This window comes from Thalassospira sp. GO-4 (assembly GCF_023588965.1).
Classification (GTDB): Bacteria; Pseudomonadota; Alphaproteobacteria; order Rhodospirillales; family Thalassospiraceae; genus Thalassospira; species Thalassospira povalilytica.
In genome coordinates, this window is record NZ_CP097807.1 from 4,085,208 (window position 1) to 4,099,600 (window position 14,393).

Annotated in this window: 7 protein-coding genes; 4 read left to right on the forward strand and 3 right to left on the reverse strand. The window is 55.2% G+C overall.

Features of this window, described 5'->3' with window-relative positions; genetic code table 11:
• Position 1: 1 nt before the first annotated feature.
• Entirely contained in the window at positions 2 to 3,304 is a 3,303-nt protein-coding gene (locus M9H61_RS18635; protein WP_250282246.1) for an error-prone DNA polymerase, read from the forward strand.
• 59 nt (positions 3,305 to 3,363) lie between these two features.
• Here M9H61_RS18635 and M9H61_RS18640 read toward each other — a convergent pair whose 3' ends face one another.
• The 3 genes from M9H61_RS18640 to M9H61_RS18650 form a co-directional block, all read right to left on the reverse strand.
• Complete coding sequence (locus M9H61_RS18640; RefSeq protein WP_250282248.1) at positions 3,364 to 3,705, reverse strand: Hpt domain-containing protein; 342 nt, start codon at positions 3,703 to 3,705, stop codon at positions 3,364 to 3,366.
• A gap of 2 nt (positions 3,706 to 3,707) precedes the next feature.
• Positions 3,708 to 4,652, reverse strand: coding sequence for a response regulator (locus tag M9H61_RS18645; RefSeq protein WP_170310098.1), 945 nt, complete (start codon positions 4,650 to 4,652; stop codon positions 3,708 to 3,710).
• A 112-nt stretch (positions 4,653 to 4,764) separates the two neighbouring features.
• On the reverse strand, positions 4,765 to 9,564 hold the full coding sequence (locus M9H61_RS18650) for an Ig-like domain-containing protein (RefSeq protein WP_250282250.1): 4,800 nt from the start codon (positions 9,562 to 9,564) through the stop codon (positions 4,765 to 4,767).
• 149 nt (positions 9,565 to 9,713) lie between these two features.
• Here M9H61_RS18650 and M9H61_RS18655 point away from each other — a divergent pair, with 149 nt between their 5' ends.
• The 3 genes from M9H61_RS18655 to M9H61_RS18665 all read left to right on the forward strand — a co-directional run bounded on the left by M9H61_RS18655 (position 9,714) and on the right by M9H61_RS18665 (position 14,391).
• A complete protein-coding gene (locus tag M9H61_RS18655) occupies positions 9,714 to 10,451 on the forward strand; it encodes a response regulator (RefSeq protein ID WP_250282252.1) in 738 nt (245 codons plus the stop codon).
• A 131-nt stretch (positions 10,452 to 10,582) separates the two neighbouring features.
• Positions 10,583 to 12,280 carry an ATP-binding cassette domain-containing protein gene (locus tag M9H61_RS18660; protein WP_250282254.1) on the forward strand — a complete coding sequence of 566 codons (1,698 nt, stop codon included), beginning with the start codon at positions 10,583 to 10,585 and terminating at the stop codon, positions 12,278 to 12,280.
• The gene (locus M9H61_RS18665; protein WP_068519428.1) at positions 12,277 to 14,391 is read left to right on the forward strand and encodes an ATP-binding cassette domain-containing protein; all 2,115 of its coding nucleotides are present in this window, start codon (positions 12,277 to 12,279) and stop codon (positions 14,389 to 14,391) included. Before M9H61_RS18660 ends, M9H61_RS18665 begins: the two co-directional genes overlap by 4 nt.
• Positions 14,392 to 14,393: the final 2 nt, after the last annotated feature.

A 14,393-nucleotide genomic window follows, 5' to 3' on the forward strand; every position in this document is an offset into this window, starting at 1 on the left:
CATGACCCAGCAAGCCATTCGCACCGATGAACCGGCCTATGCCGAACTTCAGGTCAGCAGCAATTTTTCCTTTTTGCGCGGGGCATCCCATGCCGAGGAACTGGTTTTGACCGCCGCGACCAAGGGATTGCATGCCATTGCGCTGACGGATCGCAACACATTGGCCGGTGTCGTGCGCGGACATAGCGCACATCGCAATTATGAAGACCGGTTAAATTACATTGTTGGCTGCCGGCTTGATCCGATGGATGGGCCATCCTTGCTGTGTTATCCGACCGATCGGGTATCCTATGCACGATTGTGCCGGTTGCTTACCCTTGGCAAGCGCCGCGCGCCCAAGGGAGCGTGCGAGATTTATCTTGCCGATATTGTCGATCACAAGGACGGGCAACTGTTCATTGCCGTGCCACCACAGGTGCCGGACGATGCATTTCGCAGCGATCTGGTGCGGCTCAAATCATGGTTCGGGGGGCAATTATGGCTGTCTGTCGGGCGGTTCATGGACGGGTTCGACAGCGAACGCCTTGCCTTTACTGAGGAAATCGAAACCCGTCTTGGCATTCCTGCGGTCGTGACCAATGATGTTCATATGCATCTTCGGTCGCGCAAACCCCTGCAGGATGTGCTGACCTGTATCCGCCATCATTGCCGGATCGAGGATGCGGGTTATCGATTATTCCCCAATGGGGAACGCCATATCAAGTCGCCGCGTGAAATGGCACGTCTGTTTCCCGATCATCCCCATTGGCTTGCCCGCACGGTCGAGATTGCCGATCAATGCACTTTCAGCCTTGATCAATTGCGCTATGAATATCCCGATGAAAATGACGGATCGGGCGAAGGCACACAGGAACGTCTGATCCGTTTGACCTGGGAAGGGGCGGCAAAACGCTATCCCGAAGGGGTGCCCGACAAGGTCAGAAACCTGATCGAGACCGAGCTTAAACTGATCGACGAGCTGGGCTATGCCCCCTATTTCCTGACGGTGCATGACATTGTGGCCTTTGCCCGGTCCAGGGGGGTTTTGTGCCAGGGGCGGGGATCAGCGGCCAATTCATCGGTTTGTTTTTGCCTGCATGTCACATCGGTTGACCCCAACAAGGTGGAGTTGCTGTTTTCGCGCTTCATCAGCAATGCCCGCAACGAACCGCCCGATATCGACGTTGATTTTGAACATGAACGCCGCGAAGAAGTCATTCAGTTCATCTATGAACGATATGGCCGTGAACGTGCCGGATTGACCGCGACGGTGATTTCATACCGGTCGCGCAGTGCCATTCGTGATGTCGGCAAGGTATTCGGCCTGTCCGAAGACACCATTGTCAAACTGACCAAAACCATCTGGGGATCAAGCAGCAAGGGCGCGCATGACACCATGATGCGCCAATCGGGCATTCATCCCGATGAGCCAAGGCTTAAGGCCGTGCTTGATCTGGCGGGCGAACTCACCGGATTTCCCCGCCATTTGTCGCAACATGTCGGCGGGTTTGTCATTACGCGCGGGCCGCTTTGTGAACTTTCGCCGATTGCCAATGCGGCGATGGCCGATCGCACGACGATTGAATGGGACAAGGACGATATTGATGCGCTGGGCATTCTCAAGGTCGATATCCTCGCCCTCGGGATGTTGACCTGCATTCGCAAGGCACTGGATGATTTGCGCACGCACAAGAATATTGATTATGACCTTGCGACCCTGCCCAAGGAAGACCGGGCAACCTACCGGATGCTTGAAAAGGCCGACAGTATCGGCACTTTCCAGGTGGAATCACGTGCACAAATGAGCATGCTGCCCCGTCTTAAACCCAAAAGCATCTATGATCTGACCATTCAGGTGGCGATTGTGCGCCCCGGTCCGATTCAGGGCGGCATGGTTCATCCCTTCTTGCAGCGGCGCATGGGACGGGAAAAGGTCGAATATCCGTCCAAACAGCTTGAAGCCGTTTTGAAGCGAACCTGCGGCGTGCCGCTGTTTCAGGAACAGGCGATGCAAATCGCCATTGTTGCCGCCGGCTATTCCGGCGGAGAAGCCGATAACCTGCGCCGGGCCATGGCGACCTTCAAACGCACCGGCACGATCGGCGAACATCGCACCAAATTCATCAATGGCATGCTCAAAAACGGCTATGATATCGAGTTTGCCGAACGCTGTTTCAAACAGATCGAAGGCTTTGCCGATTACGGATTTCCCGAAAGCCATGCCGCAAGCTTTGCCATTCTGGCCTATGCGTCATCCTGGCTGAAATGCCATCATCCGGATGTGTTTTTATGTGCGCTTTTGAACGCGCAGCCGATGGGGTTTTATGCCCCGGCGCAATTGGTCAATGATGCGCGCAATCACGGGGTACGCGTGCTTGAAATCGATATCAATCACAGTTTCTGGGACAACCGGCTTGAACGTGAAATGGGTCGGGCCAGCGGCTATCATGCGGTGCGGCTGGGCTTTCGCCAGATCAAGGGATTTGGCGAACTTGATGCCCTTGCCCTGATGGCCAATCGTCCGGCTGGCGGCTTTCAGGATATCTATCTGATGGCACGTCAGACCGGACTGTCACCTGCGGCCCTTGAAAAACTGGCCGAGGCCGATGCGTTTGGATCTCTTGGTCTGTCGCGGCGCGAAGCGCTTTGGGCCGTTCGGCGCTTTGGCAAGGGGCGCAAACCACCCGCTGCCTTGCCCTTGTTTGAGGCAGCCCAGAATTTCAACCACAATATGGGGGTATCAGCCGAATTCGGGCCGGAAGCCCCGGTGGATTTACCGGTTATGGGGCCGGGCGAAGAAATCATCGAGGATTATGCAAGCCTGCGCTTGTCGCTTAAGGGGCACCCGATCAGCATGTTGCGTGATGCCCTTGGCGGGGCCGGTATCAGCAAGGCGACGGATCTGGCCCGGGTTCGCGACGGCGACCGGATCAGTCATGCCGGTCTTGCCATTGTGCGTCAACGTCCGGGTACGGCATCGGGGGTGGTGTTCATCACGCTTGAGGATGAAACAGGCATCACCAATCTGGTGGTCTGGAACAAGGTGATGGAAAAATACCGTCGCGAGGTCATGACCGCCACGGTGATGGGGGTAACCGGCAAGCTTCAACGTGAAGACGGCGTGACCCATATCATCGCCGACAAGCTGGTTGATCTGACCCCCATGTTGCAAGGATTGACCGAAAACAACAGAATTGCGCGCAGCAACAATACCCATCCGCGCAATCTGCGTTGGGCAAGCGGGCTTGATGGTTTGGGTTCCTCACCTGCATCAAAGGCGCAAACTGCCCCGACCCTGAAAATTGACAGTCATGATTTCCATTGACCGCCCAACAGATGCGGCGATTTTCTGTGCCGCGGTTATCGGAATTGGGGCAGCAATGCCTATGCTTCGAACCCTTCGTCTTCGTCGGCGGAATAGTCTTTTAGCTGATCAATGATCGACAGGGCCTTGGTAGACGGGTTTGCCACGCCCTCGTCAATCAGCAGCTTTTCAAGGTCACATGCCATTTCCCCCAGTCTGGGGAAACCATATGTTTTTGCCGTTCCGGAAATGCGGTGGACTTCCATCAGAAGAACTTCGAAATCATCCCGGTTCGGAGTTTCGCAGTAACGCGACCAGGTGCTTACGATAAAGTCGATTTTCTCAGAAGTTTGCTCGGCATAGCGTTCACGCAACGCAGCAATTTTCGACTGAAAGCTGTTCATGTTTATCGAAGCGTTCATGACTATAAAATCTCCAGAACACGATTGAGGTGTATTCTACTGTTGATGGATATCCATTCCTTGGACGGTGCGGTTTGCGGGCTTCGTCCTTCTTCCCCCAGGAAGCAGAACTGCCCGCCCGAGAAAACGTTTTCCGGATGCAGCAGATACTCGTCAGACACGCCGGGAAGTGCGATGGTCACAGGCAGATATCCCGACTTTACCAGTGTCGTGATCAGATTGTCTTTGGCATCCAGAAGTGCGAGTGGACGGAACCGGCAACTTCCGCGTTCACCAATCACCCCGAATCTGGACTGTTCGTTCATGATATAGGTGACACCGGTTTCCAAACCAAGTCCGTCCTCGACCGGCATAAGCGGCCGGATTGACTTCCTCTTGAGAAAAGTCTCAAGAGATTCAATGCACGAGCGCGGCACATTTGCCGAAATCAGGACCGGCAAACAGCCGGTGGAAAAGGTTTCCACAATATCCTTGAGAATGGGCACGCTGCCCGCCCCAGCCTTTAGCAAAAGCAGTTTGGGTTCTTTGCGTTTGACCAGGATTTCGATTTTCGGACTGTCGCCGATTTCATCCTGTTCCGATCCGAATGAATTGCGCCCCCAGAAAATGATCTTTTCAAGCATGGTTGCGGCAATACCATCGAGATCGATATCAAGCATCGATGCAGACTTCCAGATCACATCGACCGCACCAAGATTAAGCAATTCATTGGCCAGTGTATGGCGTTGCTCGCTTAATGAACTCAGAACGATGATCGATGTATCGGCCTCGGACAGAATTTCGCGGGTGGCAGAAATACCATCCTGATGGGGCATCGCGATATCCATCGTGATGACATCGGGCTGCAATCTTCGGGCGGCTTCAACGGCTTCAAGTCCGTTTTCGGCTTCCCCGACAATTTCGATTTCCGGATGATCCTCGCAAAGGGCAACCAAAGCCATTCGCATAAAGACGGAATCATCACAGATAAGCAGGCGTACCGGGCGTTGACCGCCTCGTTCTTGGGCAGCAAATTTTGTTATTGTCGCTGTCATTTTATCCACTCCTCTCCAGACGGGATCAGATCAACGGATCCAACGGATTTGGCAGCACATCGATATCCAGCGTTGCCGTCGTTGTCGCCACAGTATTGCTCGAAGAATCTTCAACCGTCGCCGTGATCGACAATTGCAGATCGTCTTCGGTGTCCGGCGTGATCGCCAGACCCACCAGATCCAGAAGCTCAAGCGTATAGGTGCCATCCGGGTTAAGCGTTCCGGCATTAAGCGTCGCACCGTTATCCACCCCGTCAATTGTCAGGGTGACATCCTCGGTAAGGGCAAGATCACTTACCGTAATCAAAAGCGGCGTGGGCGAGTCCTCGATCACAGCAGCAGAAAGCGACAGATCAAGTGTCGGTGCATCTGCGATATTGAGAACTTCCAGATTGATGTTGGCAATCGTGCTGTCACTGGTGCCGCTGATTGGATCACTGACAGTGGCGGTCACGGTCAGAAGCGAATCCCCCGGCTCCAGCGCGGTAACGGTCAAACCGACGAGTTCAGCCTGTGTCAGGGTCCAGCTACCATCGGGGTTTTCGATCCCGGCCGACAGGGTCGCATCGTTAGGCAATCCTTCGATGGTGACTTCAAGTACCTCGGTTGGGGATAGCACACCAACATCGATGGTCAGACCGCAAGCCGTGTCTTCGAGGCACAGCGCCGGCAGACCCAAATTCAGGGTCGGGCCTTCTGCGACATTGAGGACCTCAAGATTGATATTGGCAATGGTGCTGTCACTGGTGCCACTGATCGGGTCATTGACGGTGGCGGTCACGGTCAGAAGCGAATCACCGGGCTCAAGGACGGTGACAGTCAGCCCCACCAGTTCGGCTTGGGTCAGGGTCCAGCTGCCATCCGGGTTCTTGATGCCGGCCGACAAGGTCGCATCATTGGGTAGCCCTTCAATGGTGACTTCAAGAACTTCTGACGGTGCCAGCACACCAACATCGATGGTCAGACCGCAAGCCGTGTCTTCGAGGCACAGCGCCGGCAGACCCAAATTCAGGGTCGGGCCTTCTGCGACATTGAGGACCTCAAGATTGATGTTGGCAATGGTGCTGTCACTGGTGCCGCTGATCGGGTCATTGACGGTGGCGGTCACGGTCAGAAGCGAATCCCCGGGCTCAAGCACGGTGACAGTCAGGCCGACCAGTTCGGTCTGGGTCAGGGTCCAACTGCCATCCGGGTTTTTGATGCCGGCCGACAAGGTCCCATCATTGGGCAGCCCTTCGATGGTGACTTCAAGAACTTCTGATGGTGCCAGCACACCAACATCGATGGTCAGACCACAGGCTGTGTCTTCCAGACACAGTGCCGGCAGCCCCAAATTCAGGGTCGGGCCTTCTGCGACATTGAGGACCTCAAGATTGATGTTGGCAATGGTGCTGTCGCTGGTGCCACTGATCGGATCATTGACGGTGGCGGTTACGGTCAGAAGCGAATCACCGGGCTCAAGGACGGTGACAGTCAGGCCGACAAGTTCTGCCTGGGTCAGGGTCCAACTGCCATCCGGGTTTTTGATGCCCGCCGACAGGGTCCCATCATTGGGCAGCCCTTCGATGGTGACTTCAAGAACTTCTGATGGTGCCAGTACGCCAACATCAATGGTCAGACCACAAGCCGTGTCTTCGAGGCACAGGGCTGGCAGACCAAGGGTCAACTCAGGACCGTCTGCAACGTTTTCAACCTGAACCGTAAGCGTTTCAGAGACAGATGCAGAGTCTGAGCCATCAACCGAAGTCGCGGTAACTGTCAGATCGAACGAGCCATAGTAATCAGCAGGCGGCGTGATTGTCAGACCGGCAAGTTCCGCAGCGGTAAGGGTAACCGTGCCATCCGGATTAACGGTACCAGCCGACAGAGTGGAACCAGCCGGAATGTCGCTGATGGTGACCGACAGGGTCTCATCCGCATCAGTCAGACCTGCGGTGATATCAAGCGCAATGGCACTGTCTTCATTGCCCGAAGCCGGATCAACGCTCAGCGTCGGAGCATCAGCAACCGGATCAACGGTGACAGACAGGGTATCGGCGATGGATGCGGTGTCTGCACCATCCGAGGAGGTGGCGGTTACAGTCAGATCAAACGACCCGCTGAAGTCTTCCGGTGGGGTAATCGTCAAACCTGCCAGCTCTCCGGCAGTGAGGGTCACAGTCCCATCCGGGTTTACGGTACCAGCCGACAGGGTGGAACCCGCCGGGATGTCGCTGATGGTCACCGACAGGGTTTCGTCCGCATCGGTCAGACCGGCGGTGATATCGAGCGCAATTGCACTGTCTTCGTTACCCGAAGCCGGATCAGCACTGAGCGTCGGAGCATCGGCAACCGGATCAACGGTGACCGAGAGGGTATCTGCGATGGATGCGGTGTCTGCACCATCCGAGGAGGTGGCGGTGACAGTCAGATCAAACGACCCACTAAAGTCTTCCGGTGGGGTGATGGTCAGACCTGCCAACTCGCCAGCGGTGAGGGTAACCGTCCCATCCGGATTGACGGTGCCAGCCGACAAGGTGGAACCAGCAGGAATGTCACTGATGGTGATTTCCAGGCCTTCACCGGCATCGGTTACACCGGCCGTGATATCAAGCGTGATGGCACCGCCATCTTCAGCACCGCTGGCGCCATTGACAGTCAGGATCGGGGTGCCGGCAACGGCTTCAACCGTTGTCGAGACGTTTTCGGTAACGGTTTCGGTGCCGGCTCCGGACGTGGTTTCAGCGGTTACCGTGAAATCAAGGCTGCCATTGTAATCGTCAGGCGGGGTCAGGGTCAGACCGGCCAGTTCGCCCGGGGTCAGGGTAACGGAGCCGTCGGGATTGACGGTTCCGGCAGAAAGAGTGGTACCGGCAGGCAGGCCGTCAACAGTGACTTCGACAACACTTTCACCGCTTTCAACGGCGACACTGATATCGAGAGGTGTTGCAGCATCTTCCAGCACGGCACCATCGAAGCTGACAGTAACACTTGGCAGTGCGCCAGCATCGACCACATCGACAGTCGCACTTTGGGTCGTGCTGTCGGTTGTGCCATTGATGGTGTGTGTCACGGTGACATCCACCGTGAAGGAGATATTGACGGTTGTCGAAACCGTGAGGGTCAAGCCCGCAAGGTCGCCTTCGGAAAGGGTCCAGCTGCCATCCGGGTTCTGGGTGCCGGCACTGAGCGTTGCATCAGCGGGCAGACCGGTGACGGTGATTTCTGCGGTAACATCGGCCTCAAGCGGATCGAGGGTGATGGTCAGATCAGACGGAACATTTTCTTCGATGACCGGATCAATATCGATCGTGACAGCCGGTGCATCGGCAACCGGGTCAACGTTGACCGACAGGGTATCAGCAATCGACGAAGTATCTGCGCCATCCGAGGAGGTGGCAGTGACAGTCAGATCAAACGACCCGTTGAAGTCTTCCGGTGGTGTGATGGTCAGACCAGCCAGCTCACCGGCAGTCAGGGTCACAGTCCCATCCGGATTAACGGTACCAGCCGACAGAGTGGATCCCGCCGGGATGTCACTGATGGTGACCGACAGAGTTTCATCCGCATCAGTCAGACCAGCGGTGATATCGAGCGCAATGGCACTGTCTTCGTTGCCCGATGCCGGGTCAACGCTGAGCGTCGGGGCGTCTGCCTGGGCATCGACGGTGACGGCCAGTGTTTCACTAACAGATGCCGTATCCGATCCTTCGGTCGAAGTCGCCGTCACGGTCAGATCAAACGACCCGCTGAAATCTTCCGGCGGGGTGATGGTCAAACCTGCCAGCTCACCGGCAGTTAGGGTGACGGTGCCATCCGGATTGACGGTACCAGCCGAGAGGGTGGAACCAGCCGGGATGTCGCTGATGGTCACCGACAGGGTCTCATCCGCATCGGTCAGACCGGCGGTGATATCAAGTGCAATTGCGCTGTCTTCGTTGCCCGAAGCAGGGTCAACGCTGAGCGTCGGGGCGTCTGCACCGTCATTTGCAGCAAGTTCAAAAGACTCGCTATCGACGACTTCACCGGTTTCGGTGTTGATGACAGTGACAGTAACATTGTAATTGCCGATGGTTTCTTCGGTAATTGCAACGCTCAGCCCATCAAGTTCATCAACGCTGACCTGCCAGATCCCGTTGCCGAGATTGTCACCGGCAGAAAGGGTCGCACCATCAGGCATGCCCTGGATCAGGATGAAATAGATCGAGGTGGAGTTATCTTCGAAAACATTGATGTTCAGTGTCAGGTTTTCACCACCCGCACCTTCGACATCATTTACCGAAAGAACATCGGAGCCCGAAGCCCCCGCCGCCGCATCATCAGCACTGGCACCAGCAATGGTTGTGGTGCCGCCACCACCCCCGCCGCCGCCCACCGAGCGGGCAGCCGCAGATGAGCCGCCAGAACCCGATGTGCCACCAGCGCCACCCCCGCCGCCAAAGCCGTTGCCAAAGGTGTCGCCGGTGTCAGGCTGGGTAACCGGTTGCAGAGGCGGGCTGTTGGTTTCGATAATTTCCTGCCCGTTTCCTGCGATCGGGGCCTGATTGTTTACGATTTTGGTCGAGGAGGCATTGTTTCCGGACCCGCCCAACTCTATGTTTGAAACAGAGCTGTCGCCATCCTGAAGGACAGATTCATTGTAGTTTTCGGAGGAGTTCGAAATATCGGGTGACTGCGTGTAGCCTTCATCCGGGGCCGCTTCGATACGGGGGTCATACCACTGACGGCTTCCCGTATGAACGCTGGAAAGCGAGGTATCCTGTCGCAGAGACACCTGAAGGCTCTGGCCATCGTCAGCCTGAACTTTCGGTGTGTTGACTTGTCCCTGATCACGTATGTCAGCCATCATTCGTCTCCAAGAATTCCGTCGGCGAACAGGATTTCGCCCATAGATTTGTCGTTATTCCGATGAATTCTGGAGAAGCGGGCGCAACAAAGAAATGCACTTTTGGTTGCAAAATGTTATTGAATTGTAATGCCTGGTGTACAATTGAAATGGGGTCTTTTTTGACACAAAGCCTGACCATCATGATCGTGGATGACGATCCTGATATCACAAATCTTCTTGAGGTTTATTTATCCGAAGAAGGGTATGAGGTCGTTGTTGCCCATACAGCCCAGGCAATGTGGGAATTGTTGGATAGCCAGACAATTGACCTGATACTGCTTGATATCATGTTGCCGGACGGGGACGGTTTCGACCTGACGCGGAAGTTGCGCGAAACGCTGACTTCGCCGCTGATCATTCTTTCGCGCAAAAGTGACAGCATCGACCAGATTGTCGGTCTTGAGCTTGGCGCGGATGATTATGTCACAAAGCCGCTGGAACCGCGTAACCTGTTGGCACGCATAAGAAGTTTGTTGCGCCGAACCAATCTGAACAGTGCCGCCCAACCGGCTGCACCCGCAGCGGGCGACAAGCACATCCGGTTTGCTAAATGGACACTTGATGCCCAGACACATCGTCTGACGCATGACAATGGTGACGAGTTTACGCTGTCGGCAAACGAGGCAGAATTGCTGTATTTCCTGGCAAGCAATAGCGGTCAGGTTCTGTCGCGCAATGACCTTTCTGTCGCGGTGAGTGGCCGGGAATGGGAATATATGGACCGCAGTATCGATATCCTGATTGCGCGTCTGCGCAAACGGATTGAACGCGAACCTGCCGAGCCGGAATTCATCCAGACGGTGCGCGGCAAGGGATATGTTTTCAGCAGTTCCGGTGACAATTGACCGTTCGCCGGATGTATCGGCAAAAACAATCGCATAACAATTCGCTACAGACCCAAAACTGAAAGGTGTTTCCGCCTCGTACTAAACTCCGAGCATGAACTGAGCTGGCAATTCGCAACCAGGGAAATTTCATGTCAGAGTCAACGACGAGCCAAACACAGGTTTTGCAGGCAGCAGGAAAGACACGCGGCATTCGTTTGAATGAAGCGCTAACCCTGTTTGCTGCGTCTGCAATGCTGAACCTGCTGGCTCTGGCGATGCCGGTTGCGATCCTTCTGGTTTATGACCGGGTATTGCCGAGCTCCTCTATCCCGACATTGACAGTCTTGCTGATCGGCATCGTCATCGTGGTGGCGTGCGACATGCTGTTGCGGTTCTCGCGGCAGGCCATTCTGGCCAAGGTTTCCGCCCGGCTTGATTATTCCCTGCGTGAAAAGACATTTTCGCGCTTGTTGCGTCAGAGCTTCCCGACGGCGGCACGCATTCCGTTCGGTGTTCTGAGCTCGACCTTCAATATCGCCAACAGCAAACGCGAATTTACCTTGCTGCGGGCACAACTGATCGCGGATTTGCCATTTCTGATCGGCATTCTTGCGATTGTCGGGTTGATTGGTGGCTGGCTGGTCATGATGCCGGTGACGTTGCTGATGCTGTTTGCAATTGTCATTTCGATTTTGGCCGTTCTTCATACGCGGGCGTCAAAAAGCTACTTCGATAGCGAAGATGTGCGTCAGCATTTTCTGTCGGGTGTTTTTGACAATCTGGGCCATGCCAAATCGCTGGCATGCGAGGTCGCGCTTTCCGACAAGTTTGTAAACATTCAGGGCGCGCATTCCGAAAGCCTGCGCCGGATGAAGTTCCTGTCAGCATCCAGTGTCGAGATATTTACCTTTGTCACCCAGGCCCTGATCGGGTCGGTGATCGTGGTTGGTGCGCTTTCGGTTTTGTCGGGCAATATGACCTATGGTGGTCTGGCGGCGTGCACGCTTTTGACCGGTCGTTCGATCGAGCCGCTTAAAACCTGCTATCAGTTCCTGATGCAGTTCCAACTGCACCGTCTGAACAAACAGCGTGAAATCCTTAAGCTGAAGCTGGGCCGTGCGACCGATGCCGCACCGTCAGCGGTCAAGTTGCCGCGTTGGAGTGCCGCGCCGAAACTTTCGCTTTATCAGGTCAGCGTCTGCCGGGTCGGTGAAGATCAGGCCTGCCTTGAAGACATTACGGTTGATATCGAACCGGGCACGATTGTCAGCATCGAAGGCGGCCGCGGTGATGGTAAAACCACATTTTCGCGAGCACTTCTGGGGCTGTGCCCGATCGTGGGCAATATCACCATCAATGGAATCCGCCTTGAAGGCAGTTCGGCCGAACTCATTCGCAGCAACACAACCTATATCGGGACATCGCCCCAGTTGCCGGAAGGAACGGTGATTGATGCGCTGACCATGGGCAACCAGGATAACTATGCCGATGTGCGTTATCTGAGCCATCTGATCGGGCTTGATCAGGCGGTCAAGCGTCTGCCCAAGGGATATGCAACCGAAATCGGTTCAACCAATACCGCACTGCCGACCGGCTTCCTGCAAAAGATCGCAATCGTACGTGCCCTGGCGCTGAAGAAGAAGTTCATCATTCTTGATGATGCAACATTCGGTCTTGATGCCAACACCGAAATCCGTCTGTCGCGGTTGATCAAGGCCCTGTCGGGCAAGGCAACTGTCCTGATTTTCAGCGACCGTGAAACCCTTAAGGCTGTCTCGTCGCGGCGCTTCAAGCTGTCCGAAGGCCACTTACAAGAAATCAGAACCGTGGAGGCGAGAGCAAAATGACGCTTACTCCAGTTACCACAGCAGGCCGCACGACAACCGAGAATGCCAAGGATCCGTTCGAGGAACTTCGCTTTGAAGGGCTGCACAGGCTGTTCGTCAAGGCAGGTTTGGCTGTTACGACAGCAGACCTTGCAACCATCACACAGAATTATGAGCGTTTGCAGCTTGAAGATATTGCCAAATTCTCGCTAAGCCTTGGCGCATCCCCGGAACTGGTGAACGGATCGTTGCGCGATACGCTGTTCTTCGGGTTGCTGTGTGTTTTCGAAACCCGCGAAGGCAATCTGATTGCCATTACTCCGAACGGGGATGGCCCGCCCATCTGTTTGCGGATCGATAATGGTCTTGAAACAGAAATGCCGGCACTTGATTCGATCGGGCGTGCATTGGTGTTTTCGGTTGCCGAAAACAATCGCAGCAATGCCGGTTCAATCCGGGCCACCATTTTTGAACAGATTTCGCAATATCTTGACGGGCACGGGCCGCTGATTGCGTTTTTGACGCTGGTATCAAGTACCCTTGGTCTGGCATTGCCGCTATTCACACTTGCCATTTATGACCAGGTTCTTGCCGCCGAAAATACAACGATCCTTGCCTATGTGATTGTCGGTTTCATGCTTGCCGTGGTTGGCGAGTTTTGCGCACGGATGATCCGTGCCTGGATATTGGCCAAGGTTTCCGCCAATACCGAATTCCGGGGCAATACCCGGATTTTCAGCCGTTTGCTCAAAATCTCGCACACCGAATCCCGGATGTTTGACAGCCGCCTTGGCCTGACCAGGATGCGTGATGTTGAAACCGTACGTAACTTCATCACCGGTCCGGTCGGCATGGCGCTGATCGAAGGCCCGGTCAGCATCATCTATTTCATTGCACTTGCGGTGTTGGGTGGCTGGCTTGCGGCGGTGCCTGCACTTGTGGTGGGTGGTGGTGTGATGCTTATTCTGGTGCTGCTGGCGCCGCCGTCATCGCGCAACATGCTGACGATCCAGAAGGCCGATGATTTCAATCTTGTCTGTCATGAAATTGCCCGTCGTCTTTTGACCATCAAACTGGCTGCACGTACGCAGAACTGGCTCAACAGGTTCCGTGATGCATCAGCCCGCCTGTCAGAAGCAGACCGTCTGCGTCAAAGCAAATTGCATCTTGCCCGTATCATTTCGTCGGGTCTGGGGTCGCTTGCCGTCACAGCAACGCTTGGATTTGGCACAATTGCCGTTCTGGACCAGAATTTGACAGTCGGTGCGCTGATTGCCTCGGTTGCACTGGTCTGGCGGATCATGTCCCCGGTGCCATCAATGCTTGAAGCCAAGCTGCGCTGGAACGACACCAAAAATTCGATGGATGTCTCGCAGGCCAATGCCGACATGATGTTTGACAATTCGGCGGCCGACGGCACGGGCAACCAGATCAAGGGCATCAATGGCAACATTTCGCTCAGCGGTGTGACCATTACCTTCCAGCGCGGTATTTCCCCGGCACTTCGCAATGTGTCACTTGAAATCACCGCGGGCGAAACCATTGCCATTACCGGCCATAGCGGTTCGGGCAAGTCGGTTCTGCTTGATGTGATTGCCGGGACAACCGCCCCGCAGATCGGCACAATCACGATTGATGGCGTATCGCCAAGCCATGTGCCGCCGAACGTTTTGCGTCAATCGATGTCCTATATGTCACGCGATACGATTCATCTGCCCCTGACCATTCGTGAATATCTCGAACATGCCGATCCGTTCGACAAGACGATCTCGGCAGAACTGATCTGCAAGCAGATGGGCCTTGAATTCGAAGTTCAGCGGTTGCCAAACCGCTATAACACGTCGCTTTGCGATCTGGACCCACGAAGCAGCCTTGGTCGCATTCTTTCGATGGCGCGTGCGTTCTATTGCCGTCGCGGGTTGCTTCTTCTTGATGAACCCGATGCCGCCAGCATTCAGTCGCGTCATCTTTTCATGTCGGAAATCGAAGAAAGACGCGGCAAATCGACAACCATTTTCACCACGCACGAGCCGGAATATCTTCGTGTTGCCGACCGCGTGCTGGTTCTTAATCAGGGAATGCTGGTGCGCAACTGTGCACCAAGCGAACTGTCCCAGAAGCGGGGAGCTTGATC